This window comes from Sphingopyxis sp. OAS728 (assembly GCF_014873485.1).
GTDB lineage: Bacteria > Pseudomonadota > Alphaproteobacteria > Sphingomonadales > Sphingomonadaceae > Sphingopyxis.
Genome location: NZ_JADBDT010000001.1, coordinates 3,468,150 through 3,492,334, shown reverse-complemented (window position 1 = coordinate 3,492,334; position 24,185 = coordinate 3,468,150). Strand labels below are relative to the sequence as shown.

Annotated in this window: 29 protein-coding genes; 19 read left to right on the top strand and 10 right to left on the bottom strand. The window is 65.3% G+C overall.

The window, feature by feature from the left end; genetic code table 11:
- Positions 1-66 precede the first annotated feature (66 nt).
- From GGC65_RS16575 to GGC65_RS16560, 4 genes are read left to right on the top strand one after another with little or no spacing between them, the layout of a single operon-like run.
- Positions 67-897: a diacylglycerol/lipid kinase family protein gene (locus tag GGC65_RS16575; protein ID WP_192648164.1), complete on the top strand. Its 831-nt coding sequence runs from the start codon at positions 67-69 to the stop codon at positions 895-897.
- Positions 894-1,742, top strand: a complete 849-nt coding sequence (locus tag GGC65_RS16570) for a metallophosphoesterase family protein (protein WP_192648163.1) — start codon at positions 894-896, stop codon at positions 1,740-1,742. The genes GGC65_RS16575 and GGC65_RS16570 overlap by 4 nt, the downstream gene beginning before the upstream one ends.
- 49 nt (positions 1,743-1,791) lie before the next feature.
- Positions 1,792-2,898, top strand: a complete 1,107-nt coding sequence (locus GGC65_RS16565) for a hypothetical protein (protein ID WP_192648162.1) — start codon at positions 1,792-1,794, stop codon at positions 2,896-2,898.
- Positions 2,895-3,938 (top strand): phosphotransferase, encoded by a 1,044-nt coding sequence (locus GGC65_RS16560; protein WP_192648161.1) that lies wholly within the window; start codon positions 2,895-2,897, stop codon positions 3,936-3,938. Before GGC65_RS16565 ends, GGC65_RS16560 begins: the two co-directional genes overlap by 4 nt.
- Here the strand turns inward: GGC65_RS16560 and GGC65_RS16555 are convergent.
- The 5 genes from GGC65_RS16555 to GGC65_RS16535 all read right to left on the bottom strand — a co-directional run bounded on the left by GGC65_RS16555 (position 3,935) and on the right by GGC65_RS16535 (position 7,345).
- Positions 3,935-4,240 carry a hypothetical protein gene (locus tag GGC65_RS16555; RefSeq protein WP_192648160.1) on the bottom strand — a complete coding sequence of 102 codons (306 nt, stop codon included), beginning with the start codon at positions 4,238-4,240 and terminating at the stop codon, positions 3,935-3,937. The two genes, GGC65_RS16560 and GGC65_RS16555, sit on opposite strands and share 4 nt — an antisense overlap.
- Before the next feature lie 105 nt (positions 4,241-4,345).
- Positions 4,346-4,843 (bottom strand): 30S ribosomal protein S9, encoded by a 498-nt coding sequence (gene rpsI / locus GGC65_RS16550; RefSeq protein WP_192648159.1) that lies wholly within the window; start codon positions 4,841-4,843, stop codon positions 4,346-4,348.
- The gene (rplM, locus tag GGC65_RS16545; protein ID WP_192648158.1) at positions 4,843-5,322 is read right to left on the bottom strand and encodes a 50S ribosomal protein L13; all 480 of its coding nucleotides are present in this window, start codon (positions 5,320-5,322) and stop codon (positions 4,843-4,845) included. The genes rpsI and rplM overlap by 1 nt, the downstream gene beginning before the upstream one ends.
- Positions 5,323-5,489: 167 nt before the next feature.
- Positions 5,490-6,299, bottom strand: a complete 810-nt coding sequence (locus tag GGC65_RS16540; protein WP_192648157.1) for a hypothetical protein — start codon at positions 6,297-6,299, stop codon at positions 5,490-5,492.
- Entirely contained in the window at positions 6,296-7,345 is a 1,050-nt protein-coding gene (locus tag GGC65_RS16535) for a COX15/CtaA family protein (protein ID WP_192648156.1), read from the bottom strand. Before GGC65_RS16535 ends, GGC65_RS16540 begins: the two co-directional genes overlap by 4 nt.
- A 103-nt stretch (positions 7,346-7,448) precedes the next feature.
- Here GGC65_RS16535 and GGC65_RS16530 point away from each other — a divergent pair, with 103 nt between their 5' ends.
- The 6 genes from GGC65_RS16530 (at position 7,449) to galU (ending at position 12,367) form a co-directional block, all read left to right on the top strand.
- The gene (locus GGC65_RS16530; protein WP_192648155.1) at positions 7,449-8,429 is read left to right on the top strand and encodes a M48 family metallopeptidase; all 981 of its coding nucleotides are present in this window, start codon (positions 7,449-7,451) and stop codon (positions 8,427-8,429) included.
- A 57-nt stretch (positions 8,430-8,486) separates the two neighbouring features.
- Complete coding sequence (msrA, locus tag GGC65_RS16525) at positions 8,487-9,023, top strand: peptide-methionine (S)-S-oxide reductase MsrA (RefSeq protein WP_192648154.1); 537 nt, start codon at positions 8,487-8,489, stop codon at positions 9,021-9,023.
- A gap of 139 nt (positions 9,024-9,162) precedes the next feature.
- Positions 9,163-9,702 (top strand): YfiR family protein, encoded by a 540-nt coding sequence (locus GGC65_RS16520; RefSeq protein ID WP_192648153.1) that lies wholly within the window; start codon positions 9,163-9,165, stop codon positions 9,700-9,702.
- Positions 9,699-10,925 (top strand): diguanylate cyclase, encoded by a 1,227-nt coding sequence (locus tag GGC65_RS16515; protein WP_192648152.1) that lies wholly within the window; start codon positions 9,699-9,701, stop codon positions 10,923-10,925. The genes GGC65_RS16520 and GGC65_RS16515 overlap by 4 nt, the downstream gene beginning before the upstream one ends.
- Positions 10,926-10,941: 16 nt before the next feature.
- Positions 10,942-11,442: an OmpA family protein gene (locus tag GGC65_RS16510; RefSeq protein WP_192648151.1), complete on the top strand. Its 501-nt coding sequence runs from the start codon at positions 10,942-10,944 to the stop codon at positions 11,440-11,442.
- Positions 11,443-11,503: 61 nt separating this feature from the next.
- Positions 11,504-12,367, top strand: coding sequence for a UTP--glucose-1-phosphate uridylyltransferase GalU (gene galU / locus GGC65_RS16505; protein ID WP_192648150.1), 864 nt, complete (start codon positions 11,504-11,506; stop codon positions 12,365-12,367).
- 37 nt (positions 12,368-12,404) lie between these two features.
- Here galU and aqpZ read toward each other — a convergent pair whose 3' ends face one another.
- Positions 12,405-13,130: an aquaporin Z gene (gene aqpZ / locus GGC65_RS16500; protein WP_192648149.1), complete on the bottom strand. Its 726-nt coding sequence runs from the start codon at positions 13,128-13,130 to the stop codon at positions 12,405-12,407.
- A gap of 101 nt (positions 13,131-13,231) precedes the next feature.
- Entirely contained in the window at positions 13,232-14,518 is a 1,287-nt protein-coding gene (locus GGC65_RS16495; RefSeq protein WP_225940862.1) for a methyl-accepting chemotaxis protein, read from the bottom strand.
- A gap of 180 nt (positions 14,519-14,698) precedes the next feature.
- Between GGC65_RS16495 and GGC65_RS16490 the strand changes: the two genes are divergently transcribed.
- Entirely contained in the window at positions 14,699-15,004 is a 306-nt protein-coding gene (locus GGC65_RS16490; RefSeq protein ID WP_192648148.1) for a hypothetical protein, read from the top strand.
- A gap of 110 nt (positions 15,005-15,114) precedes the next feature.
- Here the strand turns inward: GGC65_RS16490 and GGC65_RS16485 are convergent, their stop codons facing one another.
- Positions 15,115-15,783 carry a helix-turn-helix transcriptional regulator gene (locus tag GGC65_RS16485; RefSeq protein WP_192648147.1) on the bottom strand — a complete coding sequence of 223 codons (669 nt, stop codon included), beginning with the start codon at positions 15,781-15,783 and terminating at the stop codon, positions 15,115-15,117.
- Between the two features lie 135 nt (positions 15,784-15,918).
- Between GGC65_RS16485 and GGC65_RS16480 the strand changes: the two genes are divergently transcribed.
- Both GGC65_RS16480 and GGC65_RS16475 read left to right on the top strand, forming a co-directional pair.
- Entirely contained in the window at positions 15,919-16,182 is a 264-nt protein-coding gene (locus GGC65_RS16480; protein WP_192649702.1) for a hypothetical protein, read from the top strand.
- Positions 16,179-16,505 (top strand): hypothetical protein, encoded by a 327-nt coding sequence (locus GGC65_RS16475; RefSeq protein ID WP_225940861.1) that lies wholly within the window; start codon positions 16,179-16,181, stop codon positions 16,503-16,505. Before GGC65_RS16480 ends, GGC65_RS16475 begins: the two co-directional genes overlap by 4 nt.
- Here the strand turns inward: GGC65_RS16475 and GGC65_RS16470 are convergent.
- A complete protein-coding gene (locus GGC65_RS16470; protein WP_225940860.1) occupies positions 16,502-17,359 on the bottom strand; it encodes a hypothetical protein in 858 nt (285 codons plus the stop codon). The two genes, GGC65_RS16475 and GGC65_RS16470, sit on opposite strands and share 4 nt — an antisense overlap.
- Before the next feature lie 33 nt (positions 17,360-17,392).
- A complete protein-coding gene (locus tag GGC65_RS16465; RefSeq protein ID WP_192648145.1) occupies positions 17,393-18,598 on the bottom strand; it encodes a TIGR04063 family PEP-CTERM/XrtA system glycosyltransferase in 1,206 nt (401 codons plus the stop codon).
- A gap of 65 nt (positions 18,599-18,663) precedes the next feature.
- On the opposite strand from GGC65_RS16465, the gene GGC65_RS16460 reads away from it, so the two are divergent.
- The 6 genes from GGC65_RS16460 to GGC65_RS16435 all read left to right on the top strand — a co-directional run bounded on the left by GGC65_RS16460 (position 18,664) and on the right by GGC65_RS16435 (position 24,135).
- Positions 18,664-18,828 (top strand): hypothetical protein, encoded by a 165-nt coding sequence (locus GGC65_RS16460; RefSeq protein ID WP_192648144.1) that lies wholly within the window; start codon positions 18,664-18,666, stop codon positions 18,826-18,828.
- Positions 18,821-20,158, top strand: coding sequence for a putative O-glycosylation ligase, exosortase A system-associated (locus GGC65_RS16455; protein WP_192648143.1), 1,338 nt, complete (start codon positions 18,821-18,823; stop codon positions 20,156-20,158). The genes GGC65_RS16460 and GGC65_RS16455 overlap by 8 nt, the downstream gene beginning before the upstream one ends.
- A complete protein-coding gene (locus GGC65_RS16450; RefSeq protein ID WP_192648142.1) occupies positions 20,155-21,285 on the top strand; it encodes an acyltransferase family protein in 1,131 nt (376 codons plus the stop codon). The genes GGC65_RS16455 and GGC65_RS16450 overlap by 4 nt, the downstream gene beginning before the upstream one ends.
- A 58-nt stretch (positions 21,286-21,343) precedes the next feature.
- Positions 21,344-22,354 (top strand): DNA topoisomerase IB, encoded by a 1,011-nt coding sequence (locus tag GGC65_RS16445; RefSeq protein WP_192648141.1) that lies wholly within the window; start codon positions 21,344-21,346, stop codon positions 22,352-22,354.
- 21 nt (positions 22,355-22,375) lie between these two features.
- Positions 22,376-23,581 carry a mechanosensitive ion channel family protein gene (locus GGC65_RS16440; protein WP_192648140.1) on the top strand — a complete coding sequence of 402 codons (1,206 nt, stop codon included), beginning with the start codon at positions 22,376-22,378 and terminating at the stop codon, positions 23,579-23,581.
- A 95-nt stretch (positions 23,582-23,676) separates the two neighbouring features.
- Positions 23,677-24,135 (top strand): MaoC family dehydratase, encoded by a 459-nt coding sequence (locus GGC65_RS16435; RefSeq protein ID WP_192648139.1) that lies wholly within the window; start codon positions 23,677-23,679, stop codon positions 24,133-24,135.
- Positions 24,136-24,185 lie beyond the last annotated feature (50 nt).

The window sequence follows — 24,185 nt, the reverse complement described above, 5'->3', positions numbered from 1 at the left end:
CGGCGAACAAGACGGCGGCGCGATATAGACGGACACCTTTTCGGCGTTCGCGCGTAGGATAGGGCGATGACCAGCACCTACGCACGCCCCGCTCTTGTCTGCAACAGCCAGAGCGGCAGCCATGACGACGCCATGCTCGCCGAGATCGTCGAAACCTGCCGCGCCGCCGGTTCGCCGCTGTCCGCCGTTTTTGCGCTCCCCGGCGACGATATCCCCGATGCCGCCGAACTCACCCGGCAAAACATCGACCTGCTCATCGTCTGGACCGGCGACGGAACGATCAACGCCGCCGCGACAAAGGCCGCCGGCTGGGACGGCGCGGTCCTGCCGCTACCCGGCGGAACACTCAACCTGCTCTCAAAGGCGTTGCACGGCGACCGACCGGCCCCCGAAATCCTGGCCGACACATTGCAGGGGAAAGGACGGCGACGGCCGATCCCGACAATCCACTCGGACGACGGCAACGCCTTCATCACCATCGTTGCCGGCCCCGCAACGCGCTGGGCCGAAGTTCGCGAGACTATGCGGCAGGACGGGTTGATCGAGGCAAGCCGCGCCGCGCCCGACGCACTCGATGCCATGCTCAACGCACCCGGAGTCGCGGTCGCCGGACATGAACGGGCCTATCCGGCGATCATCCTGACCCCGACGCCGCAAGGTGTCCGCGCCGACGGCGTCCTGACCGAAGGCACCGCCGATGTAATCCGTCACGGCCTTGCCTGGCTCGGCGGCGATTTCCGAGACGGGCCGAGCGAAGAGATCGTCAGCGGCGAGACGATCGTCCTCGAAAGCGCAGCGCCGATCAGCCTCGAATATGACGGCGAACTCGGCGAAACCGCCTCGCCCGCTCGCTTCGGGCTCGGGACGAGCGCGGTCGATTTCGTCGCGACGACATGACGCGGCTCTTCCATATCAGCGACCTGCATTTCGGGCTGGAGGATCGCGCCGCGCTCGGCTGGTTCACCGATTGCGTCCGGGCGGAACGCCCCGATGCGGTGCTGATCACCGGCGACCTTACAATGCGTGCTCGCAGCCGTGAATTTGCCGCGGCGTGCGACTGGATCGGTGCGCTCGACGTCAAGGTGACGGTCGAGGTCGGCAACCATGATCTGCCCTATTTCAATCCCATCGAGCGCTTCTTCTATCCCTATCGCCGTATTCGCGGGATTGAACGGCTCGTCGAACGCGAGCTCGACCTTGCGGGTGTCGCGGTGGTGCCGCTCAAGACCACCGCGCGCGCGCAATGGCGGCTCGACTGGTCAAAAGGTTGGGTGACACGTCACGCGCTGGAAAAGACGCTCGCGGCGATCGACGCGCTGCCTCGGGGCACGACGGTGCTCGTCACCGCGCACCACCCGCTGGTCGAAGCGGGCACGAAGGGCCGCGCGCTGACGCGCGGCGGCGAACGCGCGCTCGCGGCGCTGGCGGAACGCGGCATTGCAGCGGTGCTCACTGGGCATGTCCATGATGCCTTCGATCTGGTGAAGGACACACCGGCCGGTCCTGTCCGCATGATCGGCGCGGGAACGCTGTCGCAACGCATCCGCTCGACCCCGCCCAGCTTCAACGACCTCACCGTCGAGGGCGCAGCGATCGACGTGCGCGTGCGCAACCTCGAACAGGTTCCAACCCCCGACATGCAGATCGACGATGTGCCGCCCGACGCGCTGCCGCCGCGCGACCCCGGCGAGCCGGTCGCGCCCGTCGGGGCGGTGCCTCCGGTTGATCCACCGGTGCATTGACGCACGCCTTCTTCCCGTTACGTTGCAAGAAAAAACGGGACGAGGACATATGCTGACACGAGGCGACGATTTTCCGTTGCACCAGACCAGCGAACCGATCGCGTTCGCCGGGACCGACCGCAACTTCTACGACCGCTATTTCTTCAACGGCTACAGCCCCGACGGGTCGGTCTTTTTTGCGGCGGCGATGGGTTTCTATCCACAGCTCGGCATCGTCGACGCCAGCTTTTGCGTCATCCTGAACGGCGTCCAATATAATCTCCGCGCCAGTCGCCGGTCGGCCGGTGAGCGGATGAACCTGTCGGTCGGCCCGATCATCCTCGATATCGCCATCCCGCTGCAGGTGCTGACGCTCCATATTTCGCCGAACGACGGTCCGCTCGAAGGCGAACTGCGTTTCATGAACCGCCATTTCCCGATCGAGGAGCCGCGCTTCATCCGTCGCAATGGCACGCGGCTGTTCATGGACTATACGCGCATGACGCAGAACGGCCGCTGGTCGGGCTGGCTGTCGGTGGGTGGCGAGCGCGTCGATCTCGACGACGGCTGGAGCGGCACGCGCGACCGCAGCTGGGGCGTGCGTCCCGTCGGCGCCAGCGAACCGCAACCGCCGCCCGAGGGCAATTTCAACCAATTCTTCTGGCTGTGGACACCGTGCAATTTCGACGACCGCTCGCTCTTTTTCCATAGCAACGACGACGGCGCGGGAAGCCCATGGAACCGCCGCGCGGTGATCGTCAGCGACAGCGAGAGCAGCGAAGACGGTACCGAACAGCATTTCGCCGACGCCGCGTTCGATATTGAGTGGTCACGCGGATCGCGGCGCATCGCCCGAATGACCGCCGATCTCGGCCACGGCCAGAGGCTGACGCTAATCCCGGCCGGCTCGGCCTTCGCGATGAGCGGGCTCGGTTACACGCATCCGGTCTGGGGGCACGGCCTCGATCATGGCCCCGAACTGGCGGTCGCGCACGACACACTCACCGAGGCCGAGCGCAGCTGGGGCAATCCGCTGGCGATGCATATCCAGGCGCTGGTCACCGCCGAGTTGACCGACGGCGGCAGCACGCATCGCGGCGTCGGCGTGCTCGAACAATTGTTCGTGGGACCGCATAGCCCCACCGGCCTCACCGGCCTGATGGATCCCGTCGCTTGAGCTTCCCGACCTCGCCCGAGGCAATGTCGCCCGCATGGCTTGCGGACAAGCTGGGACAACCGGCCGAGGCGCTGCGCGGCTTCGCTGTCGCCAAGGTCGGCACCGGACAGATGTGCGACAGTTTCCGCCTGACGCTCGACTGGGCGGGCGATGTGAGCGCACCGGCCACAGTCGTCGCCAAATGCCCGAGCCACGATGACGCAAGCCGCCACATCGCCAAGCTTACCGGCACCTATGTCAAGGAAGTCAGCTGGTACCGCGAACTGGCGGCCGGGAGCGGCGTGTCAGCGCCCTTGTGCCACCATGCCGAGATCGCCGAAGACGATGTCGATTTCATCCTGATCCTCTCGGATCTCGCTCCGGCGGGACAGGGCGACCAGCTCGCGGGGCTTGGGCTCGCAGGCCTGGTTCCCTGCATCGAGGCTGCTGCCGGGTTGCACGCGCTGCTGTGGAACGATCCGCGGCTCGACGCGCTGCCCTGGCTCGCGCGCGACAATGGCGATGTGATCCGCGCGCTGTTTCCGCAGCTCTATGTGGGTTTTCGCGAGCGCTATGCGGAGCGGCTCGACCCCGAAGTGCTCGACCTCGGCGCCGGGATCGTCGAACGGATCGACGCCTATCTTTCGCGGCAGACCGCCGCACGGACGATCGTCCATGGCGACCTGCGCATCGATAATATCCTCTTCGCGCCCGACGGCGAGAGCTGCTGGCTCGTCGACTGGCAGACGCTGGGACGCGGCAGCGGCGCGACCGACCTTGCCTATCTGGTCGGAACCAGCATCGCCGACCCGTTCGAGCGCGCGGCGGCCGACCGGCCGGCGTTCGACCACTGGATCGCGGCACTGCGTCAGCGCGGCGTCAATCCCGATCCCGACGCGCTTTGGACCGACTATCGCGTCGGGGCGCTCAGCGGCTATTTCATGGCCGTCTTCGCGTCGATGAGCGTCGAACGCACGGTGCGCGGCGACGAGATGTTCGCGGTGATGGCCGAACGCCCGGCGCGGCAGGCGCTCGCGCTCGGAAGCCTCGACCTGCTCTAACCGAACCGGTGCGGCGTGGGGTCGCCGAGCTCGCCGACAAGCTGGGCATAAGCATCCGCCCGGCATCGCGCGTAATGATGGCCTAGCTCTTCGCGCGACATCGGCAGGTCGTTCGCGAGCGCATCGAGGATCGCCGGATCGTCGTGCAGCGCAATTTCGCGCACCAGAACGGCGGGGTCGAGGTCGAGCGTAGCAGCCAGCAAGCGAAAGGTCCGTGCGCGCTGACGGAACTCGAAATCCAGCAGCCGCGCCGTATCCTTTTCCTCCTTGGCGAGGAGGGCCCTGCGAAGGTCGAAAACCATGGCGCCAATCTATGACGCCGGGCCCGTTTCTTCAACGCGCAACGAAAAAGGGCGGCCCGTTGCCGGACCGCCCTTCCTTCTCCGTCCGTCGACGGAAAAAGCGTATTAGCGCTTCGAGAACTGGAAGCTGCGGCGGGCCTTGGCCTTGCCGTACTTCTTACGTTCGACCGCGCGGCTGTCGCGGGTCAGGAAGCCGGCCGCCTTGACCGGGCTGCGCAGCGCCGGTTCGAAGCGGGTCAGCGCCTGCGCGATACCGTGCAGAACGGCGCCAGCCTGGCCCGAGAGGCCACCGCCCTTGACGGTAGCGATCACGTCATACTGGCCAACGCGTTCGGTCAGGCCGAAGGGCTGGTTGATGACGAGGCGCAGCGTCGGACGTGCGAAATAGACTTCCTGGTCGCGGCCGTTGACGGTGATCTTGCCCGTGCCGGGCTTGACCCAAACGCGGGCAACGGCGTCCTTGCGGCGACCGGTCGCATAGGCGCGGCCCTGCTTGTCGACCTGCTTTTCGCGCAGCGGCGTGTTGCTGGTCGGAGCGGCAACGGTGCCTTCGACGGCGCCGGCGAGATCCTTGAGATCGGTCATGGTCTGTTCGTCAGCCATTATGCACCCACCTTGTTCTTGCGGTTCATCGACGCGACGTCGATCACTTCGGGGTTCTGCCCTTCGTGCGGATGTTCGGTGCCGGCGAAGATGCGCAGGTTGCGCATCTGCTGGCGGCCGAGCGGGCCGCGCGGGATCATGCGCTCGACAGCCTTTTCGAGCACGCGCTCGGGGAAACGACCTTCGAGGATCTTCGCGGGGCTCGTTTCCTTGATGCCGCCGGCATAACCGGTGTGCTTGTAGTAACGCTTGTCCTGCAGCTTGTTGCCGGTGAACGCCACCTTCTCCGCGTTGATGACGATGACATTGTCACCGCAATCGACGTGCGGGGTGAACGACGGCTTGTGCTTGCCGCGCAGGATGTTGGCGATGATCGATGCAACGCGGCCCACAACGAGACCCTCGGCGTCGATCAGCACCCATTTCTTTTCGACCGTACCGGCATTCGCCGAAACAGTCGTCTTGGTCAGCGCCTTCATGGCACGCTCCTTGACAGATATGGACCGGAGCAACAGCGCCCCGAAACAAACCGCGCCGCCTGTCCCGAATGGACGAAGCGGCGCTTCGGAGCGGGCCAATGACGCCAATGGGGCAGAAAGTCAAGCAGATCGCGGCTTTGCTGACAGGTATTATAATACCATCGCAATCAGGGAGCGATCTCGAGCGCCCGCACTCGCTCCTCGACCAGCGTCCGCGCATCGCCCTCGGCCTCGACGATCCAGCTTTGTCGCTGCTCGCGCATCACCAGCCCGATGGCGGTGTCGACGGTCCACAGATTGTCGATTTCCAGCGGCTTGCCGGCGCCGGCGACAGGCGCGGAATCGCGTTCGACCTTGGCGATCGTCTGCAACGCGCCGTCGTGCTTGATCGACACGCTGGCGCCGTCCGCCTGCGCCGCGACCGGAATGGCACCATTCGCAGGCGCAACCAGCGCACGGATATCCGCGCTCGCCAGCCGATCACGCTCCGCGGCCGGCAGCGCCGAGACCAACTGCGCCAATTGCCGGGCTTCGGGCCGTCCCGCCTTGGCGCCGACGGCCTCGATCCGCGCGGTGACCCGCGCCCACAGCCCATCCGGATCGACCAGGTCAACACGGCTGCCGTCGGGGGCGACAAGATAGGCCATCGGCTCGCCGACCAGCGGATCGAGCATCAGCGACAGCGCGCGCGTGACTTCGGGGCGGGCGTCGGAATCGATCCGCTGTAGCACCGCTTCGAGCCGATAGCCGCGCCCGACGCGCTGCCATTGCAGCGCATAGACGAGCGAAAAGTTGATCAGCGCGCCTTCACGGCCGATGCGGCGGGTGGTGACGCGATAGGTCATCGGCCGGCCTACCGGGGGAGCGAATTGGAAATGCGTGGTCGCAGCGGTGGAAACATCGCCGGGCGCAGCGGTCGGCACGGGCTGAGCCGCCAGCAGCAGGAGCGCGCCGCCGAGGCCGCCGACCGACATCATGCCGGGCGGCGACCCAGCCGGTGAAGCCCCGCCGCGGCAGTCGCGACGAGGATCGCACCGGTCACCTGATGCCACACGGCAACCCACATCGAAACGCCCGATACGACGGTCCAGATGCCGAGCAGCATCTGCGCCGCGACGACCGCGACGAGCAGCCGCGCCTCGCTGCGCGCGCCCTGCCGCGACAAGGCACGTGCAAGCAGAAGCAGCGCAAGCGCCGCAACCCACGACCACCAGCGATGGAGGAAATGGATCAGGAAGGGGTCGTTGGTGAAAGCGAGCCACGCGCCGCCCGTCCAATCGATACCCTCGGGCACGAAATGATCGTTCATCGAAGGCCAGGTGCTAGCGACATAGCCGGCATTGAGCCCCGCAACCCACGCACCGAGCAGCAGCTGGACAAAGAGAATCGCGATGACGCCCAGCGCGGGTCCGGTCAGACGCGCCGGTCGTGCTTCGGGATCGCGCGCCAGCGCATCGAGGTCGCGCGCCGTCCACACCAAACCGCCAAGCAGGAACAGCGCGGTGAGCAAATGGGTCGCGAGACGAAAATGGCTAACGTCGGTGCGATATTCGAGGCCCGAGGCGACCATCCACCAGCCGATCGCGCCTTGCAGCCCGACGAGTGCAGCGAGCGCAAGCAAACGCGGACCATAGCCCGCCGGGATCGCGCGGCGCCAGGCGTACCAGGCGAGCGGCACGAGCAGCGCCATGCCGACGAGGCGGCCAAGGATGCGGTGCAGCCATTCCCAGAAAAAGATCGCCTTGAACCCCGCCAGCGTCATGCCGAGGTTGATCTCCTTATATTCGGGTATCTGTTTGTATTTCTCGAATTCCGCGACCCACCCGGCCTCGCTCAGCGGCGGCAGCACGCCGGAAACGGGGCGCCATTCGGTGATCGAAAGCCCGGATTCGGTCAGTCGGGTGATTCCGCCGACACCGACGACGATGATGACCAGCAGTGCAACCGCCCACAGCCAACGCGCGAGCGCGGCGGGGCGGGGTTGGCGGGCGGCGGGAGCCGACAAGGCAGAGGCATGCGTCATTGTCCGCCCTATCGGCGCTTGCCGGGCGATAGGCAAGAGGCGCGAAACCGCGCCAAAGGGGAAATTCATGGCCGCGACAGGCGCGGATTGATAGGGAATGGCCATGCTTCGCAACACCCGATCGATCGTCGCCATCCTGTCATTGTCGATGGCTGCGCCCGCTATTGCCGAGCAATCGCCGTACGCCGCACTCGCGGCGACCGAGGCGCGCGTCGCGGCGCTCGGCTTTCGCCTCACGACCGCCAACGCAGCTTGGTGCCCTACGCGCCAGCCGCAGTTCGGGTGGATCTGGGGCGACCCGCGGCTTTACGCCCCGGATCGGCGTGCCGAAGCACTCGCAGCTTATGGCGCGAACGATCAAGTGCACGCCTATATTGCCGCCCTCGCGTCCGCCTCTCCGGCGGCATCGGCCGGAATGACCGTCGGTACGCCCGTCGTCGGCATGGCGAACGCGCCCGTGCCGGATGGCGTGGGGGATCATCCCTTCGCGCGCATCACGGCGATCGAAACCAGCGTTGCCGCGCTCCCGGTCGACGCACCGCTCGCGCTCGACGCCGGCGCGGGACGCATCGTCAGCATCACCCCCGTTGCAGGATGCGCCAGCGATTTTCGCGTCGAGGCCAATGACCGGCCCGCCGCCGTTGCCGACGGGCGCATGGTCCTCGTCAATCAGGGGCTCGCCGATTTCGCTGCAGATGACGACGAACTGGCCGCGGCGATCGCGCACGAACTGGCACACAATATCCTCCGTCACCGCGCGCGGCTCGACGCAGCGGGGGTCGATCGTGGGCTCGGCAAGCAATTCGGCCGCAATGCCCGCCTGTTCAAGCAGACCGAGGTCGAAGCCGACCGGCTGTCGGTGTGGCTGCTCGCGGGCGCGGGTTATGATCCCGCTGCCGCCGCGCGCTTTTGGGAGCGTTTCGGCCAGCGCAAGGGACGCCCCCTGCTCCAGGCAAGCACGCACCCGAACTGGCGCGACCGCGTCGCGTCGCTGCAAGCCGAAGCGACAGCCATCGCGGCAGCGCGCGCGGCGGGGCAGCCGCTGCATCCGCCGCTGATCGACGCACCGCCGCCCTTGGAATAAGTCCCTTCGCGTCCTATTTTGGCGACAATCCCTTCTCCCCAACAAGGATCGACGCCCATGACCCAAGAGACCGCCATTTTTGCCGGAGGTTGCTTCTGGTGCACCGAAGCGGTGTTCCAGTCGCTCGAGGGCGTCGAGGGCGTCGAGAGCGGTTATATTGGCGGCGCAGTTCCAAACCCGACCTACAAGCAGGTCTGCGGCGGCGACACCGGCCATGCAGAGGCGATCCGCATCACCTTCGACCCGGCGGTCATTTCCTATGACGATCTGCTCGACGTCCATTTCGCAACGCACGATCCGACGACGCTCAATCGTCAGGGCAACGACATCGGCACCCAATATCGCAGCGCGCTCTTCCCGCTCGATGCCGCGCAGGCCGACGCCGCGCGCGCCGGCATCGAACGCGCCGCCACGGATTGGCCGGCGCCGATCGTGACCACGATCGAGAGCCCGTCGGACTGGTATCCGGCCGAAGATTATCACCAGGCCTATTGGGAGGGCGAAGGCCAGCGCAATCCCTATTGCATGGCGGTCATCCCGCCCAAGCTGGCTAAACTGCGCAAAGGATTCAGTGACCGTTTGCGTAACGCGTAGAATCGCGGCAGGTCATGCGGCCGCTGTTGTAACATGGCCGCATGACGTCACTTTTCATTGACTTTCCAATTGTTTTGACTAGCGGACGCGCCTTTGCTGGGGCAGGATGCCCCTGAAACGCAGTTGGGGGCGCTGCCAGGTGCTGGCATCATTGTTTCTCATCGGCGCGTTGGTCACGACGCCCCAGATGTCGGTTCAAGCCGCAAACCAGACCGCCGTCGAGGATGGTTCGGGCGGGATGACGCGCGCGGTCAACCGGATGGTGGGCGGCATCGTCAGCTATGCGCGCTGGCCCACCGGAGCGGCCGCGGCGCCCCGGACGATGTGCGTCGTCGGCACACCGCGCCTTACCGATCGCATGGCGCCCGATGTTCCGGGACCCGGCTCGGTGACGGTCCGCCGGGTGACCACCGCCACCGTTACCCCCGAGTGCGACATCCTCTTTCTCGGCAAAATGCCGGTCGCCGATCGGCGTCAGCTCATCGCCTGGGTACGCGGGCGCCCGATTCTGACGATCACCGACGATGACGCCGCCTGCATCTATGGCGCGATGTTTTGCCTGAGCAACAAGGCGGCGAGCATCAGCTTTTCGGTCAATATCGATGCGATCGGGCGCGGCCCGCTGCGCATCGATCCGCGGGTCCTGCGCATCGGCGGCGGCGAAGGGGGGGCGGCATGACCGGCCAGCCCATCACCCCGCCCGTCGAACGGATCGGTGCGCGCACGACGCTACAAAAACTGCTGTCGCGCTTTCATTTCGGTATCACGCTGTTCGCTGTCGCACTTTCGGGCCTGACCATCCTGCTCGCAGGGGTCACCGCGCTGCGCGGCTATGCCGACCGCAATATGGAACTGGCAGCACAGCTCGGCGCCTATGGCGTCGAACCCGCGCTGGTGTTCAACGATCCGCAGGCGGTCCGCGAAGGGCTCGAGCCGCTGACCCGAATTCCGGGCATTGCGCGGCTTCGCGTGCTCAACGACGTCGGCCGGCCGGTCACCGAATGGACTTCGCCGGTCGCCGACCCGGCGCCGACCCTCACCCGCATCTTCTTTCCTCGCCCCTTTGCGGTCACCGTCCAGCGCAACGGGTCGGCGATCGGCACGATCGAGGTGTGGGGCGATAGTTCGACGTTAATCGACTATGTCCGCCTAGGTCTTCTGGCGGGCCTCGGCTGCCTGCTCATCACCGCGTTCGGGACCATCTTCCTCGCGCGGCGGTTCGAATATGAGCTGGTCAAACCGCTCAACGAGATTGCCACGGTCGCCCACGACGTGCGTCTGCACCGCCGCTTCGACAAGCGCGTCCAGCCGCTCGGCATCGCCGAGCTCGACCGGCTGGGCGGCGACATCAACTCCCTGCTCGACGAACTGCAAGGCTGGCAAGGCCATATGGAGAGCGAACGCGCTTTGCTCGCGCACCGGGCGTCGCACGACACGTTGACCGCGCTGCCCAACCGCGATGCCTTCGACGAGCAGCTCGCGCAGCGCATCGAGGCTGCGGCGGGACGCGGCGACCGCTTCGCTCTGCTGTTCATCGATGCCGACAATTTCAAGGCAGCCAACGACAATTTCGGCCACGCCGCAGGGGACACGGTGCTTGTCGCACTGTCGGCGCGGATTCAGGACGCGCTGCGCAAGGGCGATTTTGCCGCGCGCATCGGCGGCGACGAATTCATTGTCATCGTCGAGCTCGACGAGGAATTGCATCCCGACATGCTGGCGAACCGGATCCGCACCAGCGTGGCCGAACCCATCCTTTTACCCGGCGGCGAAACATATCGCGCCGCGGTCAGCGTCGGCGTTGCGACCTTCCCCGACAATGGCAGCGACGCGACCGCGCTGCTGACCGCCGCCGACGCCGCCATGTACGCCGACAAATTGACCAACCGTTCCAGACGATGACCAGCGGAGAGACGCCGTGACGTTTAATTTCCCCCGATCGATCCAGACCCTGTTCGTGATCGCCTTCGCCGCGCTGCTCGCCGCCTGCCAAAGCGTACCGCAGACGACCGGCTTCACGGCCGCACAGATTGCGGCGTTGAAGACCGAGGGATTTGTCGAAGCGGGCACCGGCTGGGAGCTGACCTTCAACGAGCGGCTGCTCTTTGCTTCGAACGACGCGACGGTCCAACCCGACCTGCGCGTGCGCATCGCGGGACTCGCACGCAACCTCCTTTCGGTGGGTATCACCACCGCGCGTGTCGAGGGACACAGCGATTCCACCGGCACATCGGCTTATAATCTGGCGCTATCGCAAGCACGCGCGCAGGCTGTCGCGATCCCGCTCCAGGCCGGCGGGATGCAGCTTTCCCCGGACCAGATTGTCGGCCGGGGCGAAGCGGTGCCGATGTCGAGCAACGACACCGTCGAAGGCCGCCAGGACAACCGGCGGGTGGTAGTGATCGTTACCCCGCAATAGCCGGCAAGCAGCGACTTCACCGCTCTTTTCTTGATCAAAGTTCACGGCTAGGCCTTCGTTTATGAAACCGATCCGCAAAGCCGTGTTCCCCGTCGCCGGTCTCGGCACCCGCTTCCTCCCCGCGACCAAGGCGATCCCCAAGGAGATGCTGCCCGTCGTTGATCGGCCGCTGATCCAATATGCGGTCGACGAAGCGCGCGAGGCGGGGATCGAGCAGATGATCTTCGTCACCGGCCGCGGCAAAAGCGCGATCGAGGATCATTTCGACGTCGCCTTCGAGCTCGAAAAGACGATGTCCGAACGCGGCAAGGATCTGTCGGTTCTGGGCCCCACGCGGCTCGGACCCGGCGCCTGCGCTTATGTCCGGCAGCAGGAGCCGTTAGGCCTCGGCCACGCGATCTGGTGCGCACGCGACATCGTCGGCGACGAACCCTTCGCGATCTTCCTTCCCGACGAATTCATGCACGGGTCGCCCGGCTGCATGAAGCAGATGGTCGACGCCTATCAAAGGGTCGGCGGCAACCTGATCTCGGTCTTGGAAGTGCCGCACGAGCAAGTGTCGAGCTATGGCGTCATCGCACCCGGGGCCCGCGACGGGGCGCTGACCGAAGTGACGGGGCTTGTCGAGAAGCCGCCGGTCGCCGAGGCGCCGTCGAATCTGATCATTTCGGGTCGCTATATCCTGCAACCCGAAGTGATGCGCGTGCTCGAAAAACAGGAAAAGGGCGCCGGCGGCGAAATCCAGCTAACCGACGCGATGGCGACGATGATCGGCAACCAGCCTTTTCACGCCGTCACCTTCGATGGCGCGCGTTACGACTGCGGATCGAAGGCCGGCTATATCCAGGCGAACCTTGCGGTCGCACTCGGGCGGCCCGACATGGCAGACGAGGTCCGTGCCTTCGCAATCGACCTGCTGAAATAAAAGCGGCGGAGGCTTTCTGCCCCCGCCGCATCGGTGATTATTCGCCCTCGATATTCGGTTTGGGGAAGGTGTCGGCCCCCAGCGTCTTGTAAAGCAGGCCGCCAATCGCCCCGCCGATCAGCGGTGCAAGCCAGAACAGCCACAATTGCTGGAGCGCAATGCCTCCGACGACGAGTGCCGGGCCGGTGCTGCGTGCCGGATTGACCGAGGTGTTGGTCACCGGAATCGAGATCAGGTGGATCAAGGTCAGCGCAAGGCCGATCGCGAGCGGCGCAAAGCCCGCGGGGGCGCGGCCGTCGGTCGACCCCATGATGATCCAGAGGAAAGCGGCGGTCAGCACGATCTCGATGATGAACGCCGACCAGATATCATAATGCCCCGGCGACCCCGCATCGAAGCCATTGGCCGCAAGGCCGTTGGTCGCAAGATCATAGGCAGGATTGCCGCTCGCGACATAGAAGAGCAGGAACGCCGCGACGATCGCGCCGAGCACCTGCGCGACGACATAGAGGGGAATATCGCGCGCATCGAAACGCCCCCCCGCCCACAGCCCCACCGTCACCGCCGGATTGAGATGACAGCCCGAAATATGCCCGATCGCATAGGCCATGGTAACGACCGTCAAACCGAAAGCGAGCGAGACGCCGAGCAATCCGATGCCGACATCGGGGAACGCCGCGGCGAGAACCGCACTGCCGCAACCACCGAACACAAGCCAGAATGTGCCGATAAACTCGGCCAGACCCTTTTGGATACTCGTCATGATGACCCTCCTCCCCGCCGGCGGCCTCAGACGCCTCCGGCGCGAAGATCATCCTATCAGCGCTGCGCCATCGGGCAACCCCTTGCGCAAGCGCGTCAAAATCAGGCGACGGCAACCGTTTCGACGAAATGCCGCGCGCGCTGATGCAGCGACAGCGCCGCCTCGGTCAGGCCGGCGGACAATTGGCCGAGCGCCTGCGCGCCATCGCCGACGGCGGTCGCACCATGTCCGATCTCGCGCACCCGCACGTCGATCTCGCGGCCGGCCGACACCGCCTGCTCGACATAGCTCGCGATCATCAGCGTCGTCGCGCTCTGGCCATCGACCGCGCGATCGATCGCGTCGGAGAAGCCGTTGTTCGCATCGATCGCCTTTTCGACCTCGACAAAGCCCGCGGCGACCTGTTCGACGATGTCGCGAATCCGGTCGACATATTGGGTGATGTCGCCCGCCGCGGAGCGCGTCTGGCTGGCGAGCGTCTTGACCTCCGACGCAACCACGGCGAAGCCGCGGCCCGCATCGCCCGCGCGCGCCGCCTCGATCCCCGCGTTGAGCGCGAGCATGTTGGTCCGGCTCGCCATGTCGATGATCAGCGCGAGCATCTGTTCGATCGACTGGCTCGCGGCCTTCAACGCGATCGATCTTTCGCTGGCCTGTTTCACCTTAAGATGCGCATCGCCGCGCACGGTACGGGCGCGCGAACCATCGTCGACGATCTTCGCCATCGTCGCAGCCAGCGCATGGCCGCGATCACCCAGTTCGTGGAGGCCCGCCAGTGTTTGCGCCGTGGCACCCGCAACCGTCACCGCGTCGCGGCCGGTCTGCCGGGCGCGTTCGGACAAAGTGCCGGCGACCATCTCGACTTTCCGCGCCATGTCGGAGAGCGTCGCGGTGAGCGTCGTGATCTCTTGCTGGAACCGCCGTCCGGCATCGTCGATGTGCGTCGTCCGCGCCGCGCGTTCCTGCGCCAGCTCGACCTCGCGCAGCATCGCCAGCTTGGCGAGCTGGCCGCTATCGAGCGTCTCGACGAACCGCCCGGCGCGAACGAGAATAAGCTCCTGCTGCCCCGGCGACTGCGCGACGATGCGCAGCAGATCGGTGGTCGATCGCGCGACGTCGGCGGTCGGGCATGGTTCGATCATCGACGCGATCGAGCCGCCGATCGTCGGGTTCTGCATCAACGAAAACCAGAAGGGGCAGAAAAGCAGTTCGCGCACCCGCTGTTCGCGGATGATTCCCACCGGTCGCTCTTCGCCATCGACAACCGCGAGCGCGCGGAGCTGTGGATTGCCGCGAAACAGGTCGATGACCTGCGACATATGCGCGTCGGCGCCGATCGCGGACGCGTGGCCCGCCGATGGCGTAAAGGCATATCCCATGGCGTTCATCAATCTCTCTTCAGTGTGCGACCTTGTTCGCGCCCCGACGTAAAGCCGCTTGGTAAACACGAATTTAACCATTTATTTCAGTGATGTGACACATTGGCCGTACGCGGTGCCGATCCGTCGCAATATCCTGTTCAGATCGCGGCGGTTATGCGATGGGGCGCCATTGGCGAGGAGAAGAATATGCGCGTTTTAATTCTGGCGGTCGTCGCCGCTCCCCTGCTCGCCGGCTGCATCAGCGCGGTCAAGACGGTCGTCACCGCACCCGTCAAAGCCGTCGGCCAGGTCGCCGACTGGTCGACGACGAGCCAGGACGAGTCCGACCGCAACCGTGGCCGCGAGATGCGCAAGCGCGAGGAAGAACTGGGCAAGCTGTCACGCCAGCGCGACAAGGCGGCCGAAAAATGCCGCGACGGCAACGAAGACCAATGCCAGCGCGCCGAAGTTCTCGACCATGAAATCGAGGCGTTGATGGCCGCGCCGCGTTAATCGTTGCGGCACCAGCCCGCTCCCCCACCCGGCCTCCCATTCCAGGATACTCTGTGGGAGGTCGGGTGGGGGAGCGGGCTGGTGCCGCCTTCGCCGTCAGGCGAAGATAATCATCGCACCCGCCGCCCCGTCCACACGACGCGGCCAACCAGTTGAACCGACGCCATCGGCAAATTGTCCCAGCTGCGATAGTGCGGATTGTCGCTGATCACCGAAATCCGCCCCTGCCCCGGCGCGCGCGCGACGCGCTTCACCATCAGCACATCGTCCATACGCAGCACATAGATGCCATCGCGCAGCCGCGCAGCCGCATCGCCGCCGTCGACCAATATATCGTCGCCATCGTCGAGCGTCGGCGCCATCGAATCGCCCTCGACGCGAATAATGCTGAGCGCGCGCGGATCGGCACCGAGGTCGCGCAGCCATTTGGGGTCGAACGCCACTTCGCCCTCGACCGCTTCCCCATCGACGCTCGCGCCCGCGCCCGCCGAGGCGCCGATCGCGAGTTTGGGCACGAGGATCATTCCGGGACCGCGCGTCCGCGCCGGAGTCGCGACACGCTGCACCGGCCCGCCCAGCATTGCTTCGGACACGCCCAGATAGGCGGCGATGCGCGCGCGATCCTGCTCGCCCAGCCGCCGCGGCGACCCGCGCTTGATATATTGCTGGATATAGGCGGGGTTGCGCCCGATCACCTGCGAGATGCGCGCATAGTCTATCCCTCTCTCGGTCAAGAGGCGGTCGAGCGCGGCGCGGGGATCCTGATCGAAATCGGCCATAGGTCGCTGAGGGCTGGTCCTTCCTATTTCGTCTCTACCAAACGGATTTTTCCTAGACAAGTAGGAAAATGAGCATCAAATAGGAAATATCCTATCGGGTGAGTCGCCCGGTTCTAGCGCGATCAGGGAGGAAATATGGAACGCAGCCTGCTGCAACGGATCGAAGCCTTCCTGAAGGAATCGGCCATGCCGCCCAGCGTGTTCGGCCGCTACGCGGTGCGCGACCCGCGTCTCGTCAGCGATTTGCGTGGCGGCCGCGAGCCCGGGCGCGACGTGATATGTCGTGCCGAACATTTCATGAACAAATGGCGGGCCGATCGTCGTGCAGGAACCGTCGTCCCCGGCGGCGACCGGCGAACGCGCGCCATGCGCGCCTTGCGCAAGGGAGCGCGGGCATGATGCGTTGGTCTCCCGCGCGGTCCCCGCGCCCGGGCTGTCCGCACCGCCGCCTTCGCGTTCTGCTCACGCGCGAGCTTCCGTTCGGTCTGTCGACTGGCGCCTCGACATTCCGGCCTTGGGCGAGCGCGAGTTTCGTGGGCGCGCGCCACATCTTTCCGTGCACGCTCGCGGCAGGCGACAGCGCCGCGGTGTGCCGCGCGTTACAAGACCGGCTGAGCGCGACCGAATGGGCGCTTCCAGGCCATATTGTCGCCGATGTAGCGGTAGAAAGTGGCGTGGATCCGCAAACGCTGCGGATCGAAATCTTGACGGTCGAGGATTAGCCGACCGACTGGCGCGTCATCCGCTGCAGCGTGCTGAGCGCGGCTTCGAGTGCGAAGTCGACTTCGGGTTCGCTTTCGGGCTCCACCGCGTCGGGCATCGGGATCGCGGCGGTCGAAATCGGCGCGGCCTGCCGGCGGCGCGCCAACCCCGCTTCGAAGCGCGCGACCATCGCATCGAGCGATTTGTCGGCAGGATCGGGCATCGGCGGCGGCGATGTCATCTCGGCGGGTTGCAGCCAGGGCGCATCGCCGTCGAACTCCTCTTCGGGCGCCAGATCGGCGAGCACGAGTTCGTCAGCTTCTTCGACTTCGACGTCGGCTTCACCCAGCCACAAGCCGGGCGCAACCGGTTCGGCGATTGCGCTTCCGTCGAGCCCGCCCGCGGGCAGATCGCGCCCCGCGCGGATCGGCGGACGCGGCGGATCGTCGGGATGCAGGTCGACGCGGCGGCGGCGCGTCAGAATCTCTTCGCTTTCGTCGCTCTCCACATCATGAGAGGTGCGGCGGAAACGCTCGCGCAGCGAGGTCAGGCCCGCCGCTTCGGGTTTCGCGATCAGCACCGCGACAAAACCCGCGATCACCGCGGCAATCGCCGACATGCCGAGTGCCAGCGCAAGCCGGCCGCCATTGCCGATCGGCTGCACGAACAAGTCGGACAGCCGGTCGAGATAGAGGTTCCAACTGATCCCAGCGACCCACGAAAAGGGCATTACGGCGGCGAACAGGAAGGTCAGCGCCGCGGCGCCGATCACCGCCGGGATCGCGGGCTGAAGCGCGCGCAGCAGCGCGGTCGCTATCGCCTTGGTCCGATTTTCGCTGATCTCGTCCATATCGTCCAAATCCGTGTAGCCCATCGGGCCGTCCTGTCATCTATCTGCGCGATTGCGCTAAACGCGGCGCAGCAATTGCTGGTAAACGGGTTCGTAACGTAAAATGTTTGATGACCAGTTACGATGGTTTTCGACAAAAATACGTGCCGTCCGTCGTCGCTCCGGCCACATGTCGCGATTTTCGAGCAACGCCGCGAGCGCATCGGCAATCGCGGCGGGGTCGTCGGGCGCAAACAAGGTGCCCGTGGCGCCGTCTTCGATCAGTTCGCGATGACCGCCGACATCCGACGCCGCGACCAGCTTGCCCTGCGCCATCGCCTCGAGCGGTTTCAGCGGCGTAACGAGATCGGTCAGCCGCATCTTCTTGCGCGGATAGGCGAGGATATCGATCAGCGAATAATAACGCTCGACCTCCTGATGCGGCACCCGCCCAACGAAATGGATATGAGCCGCCGCGGGCGATGCCGCCGCCTGCGCTTTCAACACCGCCTCCATCGGCCCACCTCCGACGAGGAGCAGTCGCGCCGTGGGCTGCGCCGCGACGAGTGCGGGCATCGCGGCGATCAGGTCGTCGATCCCCTCATAATCATAGAAGCTGCCGATATAGCCGATCACGGCATCGTCGACCGCGAGGCCCAGCGTGTCGGCCAGCGCATCGTCGCGCGGCGTCGGATCGCCGAACAATTCGAGGTCGACGCCGTTGGGCGACACGGTGATCTTGGCGGGATCGATACCGCGCGCGATCAAATCGCCGCGCAATCCTTCGCAGATCACCGCAACCGCGTCGGCCGATTTCACCGCATGCGTTTCAAGCTGCTTGGTCAACCAATAGCGCAAACTGCCTTCACGCCCGGTGCCATTGCCGACCGACGCATCCTCCCAAAAAGCACGAATTTCATAGATGACCGGGATACCGAGCTTCTTCCCGACGCGCAGCGCCGCGAGCCCGTCGAGCACCGGCGAATGCGCATGCAGCACATCGGGCTTCCATTCGCGCGCCAGCGCCTCGACGCGCTGCGCCAGCGCGCCGATCTCGCGCCATTCGCGGATCGGCGCGCGTGCGGGCGCGATCTTCGCTGTGCGATAGAAGGTCAGCCCGTCGACGGTCTCGCCGTCCGGCCCGGGCTCGGGATGCCGTACGCCGGTCACGCCCGCGACCTCCCATCCCTTCGCCACCTGCGCCTTCATCAGCGCGCGCGTGCGAAAGGTGTAGCCGCTGTGCGCGGGCAGGCTATGATCGAGGACGTGCAGGATGCGTGTCATGGGCCAGCGCATTGACATACAAGCCTTAACGCGGCGTCAACCCCGATCGCGTAGCGGGAGCGGACATGGTCGACAATTTTTCCATTGCCCTGACGCACGTGCTGATGGCGATTGCGCTCTGGCGCCTGCTCCATCGCGACGATCTCGACCGCGAAGTCAGCCCGCGCCTGCAATGGCAGCAACGCCGCGACGCCGAACGCGCCGCAGAGGATGCCCGCACCGATGCGTGACATCGCGTTCGTCGCCTTCCTGTTCGCCTTCATCGGGATCGGCTTTCGCAAGCCGTTCCTGTTCGTGCTGTGCTTTTGCTACATCGACGTCGTCGCGCCGCAGCGCCTCAGCTATTTCCTCATCAACTCGATCCCGATCTCGCTGATCGTCTTCGGGCTCGCGATCGCCGGATGGCTCGTGGCGGACGACAAAAAGGACACGCGGTGGTCGGGACGGCAAACGCTGCTCGTAATGCTGCTCGTCTATTGCTGGATGACAACGATCTACGCCGACTTCCCGGTCGAGGCCGCCGACAAGTGGAGCTGGGTGTGGAAGGCGCTGATCTGGGCCATCTTCCTGCCGCTCACCTTGCGGACCAAGCTCCGGATCGAGGCATTGGCGCTGATCCTGCTGCTCTCGGCGGCGGCGATCGCCATCGCGGGGGGAATCAAGACCGCGGCCGGAGGTGGCGGATACGGCTCGCTCCAACTGCTGATGAGCGAAAATTACGGACTGTATGAGGGCAGCACCATGTCGTGCGTCGCGATATCGATCATCCCGCTGATCCTGTGGTACCGCCGCCACGGGACGATCTTTCCGCCCGACTGGATGGTCTCGCTCTTCTGCTTCGCGCTGGTCTTCGCCTGCGCCCTGCTGCCCGTCGGGACACAGGCGCGCACCGGGCTCATCTGCCTCGTCGTGCTTGGCATATTGTCACTGCGCGCGGTCAAGCACCGGCTTCTCTATATTGTCGGCGCCGGGCTGCTCGCGGCAGCCGCGATTCCCTTCCTGCCGCAAAGCTATACCGAACGCATGGAGACGATCCGCAGTTACAAGGCCGATCAGTCGGCGTCGACGCGCGTCGCGGTTTGGGCGTGGACGTGGGAATATGCCAAGGACAATCCGTTCGGCGGCGGCTTCAATGCCTTTCTGCAAAATCGCGTTCGGGTCGAAAAGGAAGCCAGCAGCCCCGAAGAAACGGCGAGCGTCTATGAGGAAGAATCGCGCGCCTATCACTCCGCCTATTTCGAAATGCTGGGCGAACAGGGCTATCCCGGAACCGCCATGTGGCTGCTCCTCCATATCGCGGGTCTGGTCCAGATGGAACGGATCAGGCGGCGCTACCTGAAAACGCGGCGCGGCGAAGAGCAATGGATCGCGCCGCTGGCGACCGCGCTGCAGCACGGCCATATCGTCTATCTCGTCGGTTCGCTGTTCGTCGCGATCGCCTTCCAGCCCTTCATCTATATGATGCTTGCGCTCGAGATCGGGCTGACGACCTATTGCCGCCGCCGCGAACAGGAAGCAGGCTGGCGTCCGCTGACCACGCATCGGACGGTCGCCGCATGACCGGAGCCGTCACGCCGGGGCAAATGCTGCCAACGCTTACCGGCGTGCGCGGCTTCGCTGCGCTGATGGTGGTATTTTACCATATCCGCGGCGGAATGACCGGCTTCCTGCCCGATCGCGTCATTTCGGTCTTGGCGCAGGGCTATCTCGCCGTCGATCTGTTCTTCGTCCTGTCGGGTTTCGTCCTGTGGTGGACCTATGGCAACCAATTCCGCGATCGCGGCTTGCGCGCCGCGCCGCATTTCATCGTCCGCCGATTTGCCCGTATCTTCCCGCTCCACCTTGCGGTCCTGTCGGCGATGTTGCTGTTCGCGGCGGCCCTGATCGTCAGCGGCCGCGACCCGGGCGAGCACTACAGCTTCGCCGAACTCCCCGCCCATTATCTCCTCGTACAGAATTGGGGGTTCAGCGACCGTCTGGCGTGGAACGACCCCGCCTGGTCGATCTCGACCGAATGGGCGGCCTATCTGCTGCTCGCGATTACCGGCGGCTGGCTGGCACGCCTGCCGCGCGGCGCATGGAGTTTTCCGTTGCTGATCATCGCGATGGCGGCGGCGCTGGGATGGTGGTTCGCGGCAACGGGCCGCGCGAGCATCGGCGACGATATCCCGGCGACCGGACTGCTGCGCTGCCTCGTCGAGTTCGGTATCGGCGTCCTGCTTTGCCAATGGTGGACGGCGCAGCGCCAAGGGCCTCGCGGCGCGACGATCATCTATGGCACTGCGCTCGGACTGATCGGCGTAGCGGCACTCCTGTTCGGCGTGGCCGGGTCGCAGCCGGCGGCGGTGCCGCTGTTCATGACTGCGGTGGTCATCCTGGCGCTGCAGGCCTCGACGGCGCCGCGGCCGTTCTTGTCGGGCCGGATCGCGCAATGGCTGGGGGACATCAGCTATGCCGTCTATCTGTTGCATTTCTTCCTGTGGATCCTCTTCAAACTGTTCTTCGTCGACGACCCGGCGAGGGTGCATCCGGCGATGATTCTGGCATTCACCCTGCTAACGCTGACCGCGTCGCACCTGCTCCATATCGCGCTCGAAGTGCCGGCACGGCGCATCGCCCAGAGCGTCGGCGACCGCCTGCTCGCCGCGCCGCGTACCATCTTTGCGGCGGGCCGCAGCGAGAGCTGATCCGCCGTCACCCCGCCAAGACGGGGAACCATCGGCGGCGGCGAGGCGCTATTGCTCCATGTCCGCACCCCGCCTGATCCATGTCGACGACAGCCTGCCCGGCATCAGCCGCAAGCGGTCGGGCGTCGGCTGGCTCTATCGCGATGCCAAGGGAAAGATCATCCGCGATCGCGACGAAATCGACCGCCTCAACGCGATCGCGCTGCCGCCCGCCTATGAGGATGCGTGGTTCTGCCCCGCGCCCAACGGCCATATTCTTGCGACCGGATACGATGCGCGCGGGCGCAAGCAATACCGCTATCACCCCGATTTCCGCATAGCGCGCGAGGCCGACAAATATGATCGTTGCGCCGCCTTCGGCCACGCGCTGCCCTTGCTGCGCGCGCGCCTTGAGGACGATCTCAATCGCCGGACGCTCTGTTCCGAGCGCGTCGTTGCGGCGGTCGTGCGCCTGCTCGACCTAGCCGCGCTCCGCGTCGGCAACGAGCAATATGTCGCCGCGAACAAGAGCTTCGGCGCGACGACGCTGCGCCAGCGCCACGCCAAACTGTCGGGTAAGACGCTGCGCCTCAAATATATCGCCAAGGGCGGCGCGAAGCGCGAGGTAACGATCAGCGATCGCAGCCTGACGACGCTCGTCCGCCGTCTTCAGGATCTGCCCGGCCAACACCTCTTCCAATATGACGATGGCGACGGCATCTGCGCCGTCGCCTCCGAAGATGTGAACACCTATATCCGCGAGGCGATGGGCGACGAATTCAGCGCCAAGCATTTCCGCACCTGGTCGGCGAGCGTCGAGGCTTTCGCCTTCCTTTACGATGCGCCCGAACCACCGACGTTGAAGGCGATGCTCGAACATGTCGCGGGCCGCCTCGGCAACACCCCCGCTATCGCGCGCAAGGCCTATGTCCACCCCGCGATGCTCGCCGCGGCGCAGGCGCGCGAAGACTTTGCCGCATCCGTCGGCAGCCTGCCGCGCGCGACGCGCTATCTTTCGCGTTACGAACGCGGATTTTTGACCTATCTGGAGCAGGCACCCGCGGCCGCGGTGCTGCTCCAATCCGCCTGATCCGACCCAAGAGGACCTGACGTGACTTTCTCCCTGCTCGCCGCCGCGACCACCGCCGCCCCGAAAGCCGCGCCTGCAAAGGCCGCCGCGACCAATCCGCTCGATGATATCCAGCGTTATTGGGACCTCAGCGTCGCGTGGGTGAACAGCCACTGGCTGCAGATCGGCATCGCGATCGGCGCCGGGCTGCTGATCTATTTCGTCCTGTCGATGGTCCGCACTTTCGCGCTCAAGCATGCCCAACGGGCGGAAGGCGAGATGACGCTGACGCACATCGCGGGGCGCGTCATCCACAAGACCAAATCGTCCGTGCTCGCCATCATCGCGATCCGCATGGTCGCGGGCTATGCGCAGCCCCCCGCGGTCATCATGCAGATGATCCAGTTCGTCTTCACCGTTGCGGTCGTGCTGCAGGTCGCGATCTGGGTGCGCGAGATCGTGCTCGGATTGATCCAGCGCCGCGCCGCCGAGGGCAATAACGAAACGCTCAGCAACGCGATGGGGATCATCCGCCTGTTGATCAGCGTCGCGCTGTTCGCGATCGCGACAATCGTCATTCTCGACAATATGGGGGTGAACGTCACCGGCCTGATCGCCGGCCTCGGCATCGGCGGCATCGCGATCGGCCTTGCTGCGCAGGGCATTTTCTCGGACCTCTTCGCCTCGCTCTCGATCATCTTCGACCGCCCGTTCCGCGTCGGCGAGACGATCAAGTACGACACAAGCACCGCGACGGTCGAACGCATCGGGCTCAAGAGTACGCGCCTGCGCTCATTGAACGGCGAACTGCTGGTGATCTCGAACACCAATTTGCTGAGCAAGGAAATCACCAATTTCGCGCATCTCCACCGCCGCCGGATCACGTTCCGGCTCGGCGTCATCTATCAGACGACGCCCGAAATGCTGCGCGACCTACCCAAGCTTCTGGAGGAACAGGTCGTTGCGGGGGGGCATGAATTCATCCGCTCGAGCTTTCTGTCGTTTGGCGCGTCGAGCCTCGATTTCGAATTGCTCTTCGACGTGTTCAGCGACGAATATGACGTCGTCGCGGCGGCGCGCACCGACGTCGCGATCCGCCTTTTCGATGCGATGACCAGGGCCGGCTATTCCTTCGCCTATCCGACACAGACCAGCTTCACCGCCGCGCCCGACGGCACGATGGTCCTGCCCTATCCCGAGTCCCCGAAGCGCAAGGCCGCGGCGACAAAGGCGGCCAAGCCCGGCTGACGCTACGGCGCCGTAGCGTGGCCGCTAGGCCCTTGTGCTACGCGTCCGGAGAGGCCTAGAACGCGCCCCGAACCAGCAATTTCAGGGAACGATATATGGCCACCATCACGCCGCAGGAACTGCAAACCAAGGTCGGCGAACATCTCGGCACGTCCGATTGGGTGCTCGTCGATCAGGACATGATCAACAAGTTCGCCGACGCAACCGGCGACCATCAATTCATCCATGTCGACGAGGAAAAAGCCAAGCTGACGCCCTTCGGCGGCACGATCGCGCACGGCTTCCTCACCCTGTCGCTCATGCCGCTGCTCGGCGCGAGCACCGACGGCCCCAAAGTCGGCGGCGTCAAGATGGGCGTCAACTACGGCTGCAACAAGGTCCGCTTCCTGTCGCCCGTCCGTTCGGGCAAGCGCGTGCGCAGCCACATCAAGCTGCTCGAGCTCGAGGAAAAGCGTCCCGGCCAGTGGCAGCAGACCAACGAAGTCACGGTCGAGATTGAAGGCGAGGAAAAGCCCGCGCTGATCGCCGAATGGATCAGCCAGTTCTTCGTCTAAAGCATAGTTTTGCCGGCCGACCTCCCCCGTTAAGATAACCGGAACCAGAA

Coding starts and splice junctions, on each gene's coding strand:
- GGC65_RS16575 (WP_192648164.1), top strand. CDS start 67: ATGACCAGCACCTACGCACGCCCCGCTCTTGTCTGCAACAGCCAGAGC.
- GGC65_RS16570 (WP_192648163.1), top strand. CDS start 894: ATGACGCGGCTCTTCCATATCAGCGACCTGCATTTCGGGCTGGAGGAT.
- GGC65_RS16565 (WP_192648162.1), top strand. CDS start 1,792: ATGCTGACACGAGGCGACGATTTTCCGTTGCACCAGACCAGCGAACCG.
- GGC65_RS16555 (WP_192648160.1), bottom strand. CDS start 4,240: ATGGTTTTCGACCTTCGCAGGGCCCTCCTCGCCAAGGAGGAAAAGGAT.
- rpsI (WP_192648159.1), bottom strand. CDS start 4,843: ATGGCTGACGAACAGACCATGACCGATCTCAAGGATCTCGCCGGCGCC.
- rplM (WP_192648158.1), bottom strand. CDS start 5,322: ATGAAGGCGCTGACCAAGACGACTGTTTCGGCGAATGCCGGTACGGTC.
- GGC65_RS16540 (WP_192648157.1), bottom strand. CDS start 6,299: ATGATGTCGGTCGGCGGCCTCGGCGGCGCGCTCCTGCTGCTGGCGGCT.
- GGC65_RS16535 (WP_192648156.1), bottom strand. CDS start 7,345: ATGACGCATGCCTCTGCCTTGTCGGCTCCCGCCGCCCGCCAACCCCGC.
- GGC65_RS16530 (WP_192648155.1), top strand. CDS start 7,449: ATGCTTCGCAACACCCGATCGATCGTCGCCATCCTGTCATTGTCGATG.
- msrA (WP_192648154.1), top strand. CDS start 8,487: ATGACCCAAGAGACCGCCATTTTTGCCGGAGGTTGCTTCTGGTGCACC.
- GGC65_RS16515 (WP_192648152.1), top strand. CDS start 9,699: ATGACCGGCCAGCCCATCACCCCGCCCGTCGAACGGATCGGTGCGCGC.
- galU (WP_192648150.1), top strand. CDS start 11,504: ATGAAACCGATCCGCAAAGCCGTGTTCCCCGTCGCCGGTCTCGGCACC.
- aqpZ (WP_192648149.1), bottom strand. CDS start 13,130: ATGACGAGTATCCAAAAGGGTCTGGCCGAGTTTATCGGCACATTCTGG.
- GGC65_RS16495 (WP_225940862.1), bottom strand. CDS start 14,518: ATGAACGCCATGGGATATGCCTTTACGCCATCGGCGGGCCACGCGTCC.
- GGC65_RS16490 (WP_192648148.1), top strand. CDS start 14,699: ATGCGCGTTTTAATTCTGGCGGTCGTCGCCGCTCCCCTGCTCGCCGGC.
- GGC65_RS16485 (WP_192648147.1), bottom strand. CDS start 15,783: ATGGCCGATTTCGATCAGGATCCCCGCGCCGCGCTCGACCGCCTCTTG.
- GGC65_RS16480 (WP_192649702.1), top strand. CDS start 15,919: ATGGAACGCAGCCTGCTGCAACGGATCGAAGCCTTCCTGAAGGAATCG.
- GGC65_RS16475 (WP_225940861.1), top strand. CDS start 16,179: ATGATGCGTTGGTCTCCCGCGCGGTCCCCGCGCCCGGGCTGTCCGCAC.
- GGC65_RS16470 (WP_225940860.1), bottom strand. CDS start 17,359: ATGGGCTACACGGATTTGGACGATATGGACGAGATCAGCGAAAATCGG.
- GGC65_RS16465 (WP_192648145.1), bottom strand. CDS start 18,598: ATGACACGCATCCTGCACGTCCTCGATCATAGCCTGCCCGCGCACAGC.
- GGC65_RS16460 (WP_192648144.1), top strand. CDS start 18,664: ATGGTCGACAATTTTTCCATTGCCCTGACGCACGTGCTGATGGCGATT.
- GGC65_RS16455 (WP_192648143.1), top strand. CDS start 18,821: ATGCGTGACATCGCGTTCGTCGCCTTCCTGTTCGCCTTCATCGGGATC.
- GGC65_RS16450 (WP_192648142.1), top strand. CDS start 20,155: ATGACCGGAGCCGTCACGCCGGGGCAAATGCTGCCAACGCTTACCGGC.
- GGC65_RS16445 (WP_192648141.1), top strand. CDS start 21,344: ATGTCCGCACCCCGCCTGATCCATGTCGACGACAGCCTGCCCGGCATC.
- GGC65_RS16435 (WP_192648139.1), top strand. CDS start 23,677: ATGGCCACCATCACGCCGCAGGAACTGCAAACCAAGGTCGGCGAACAT.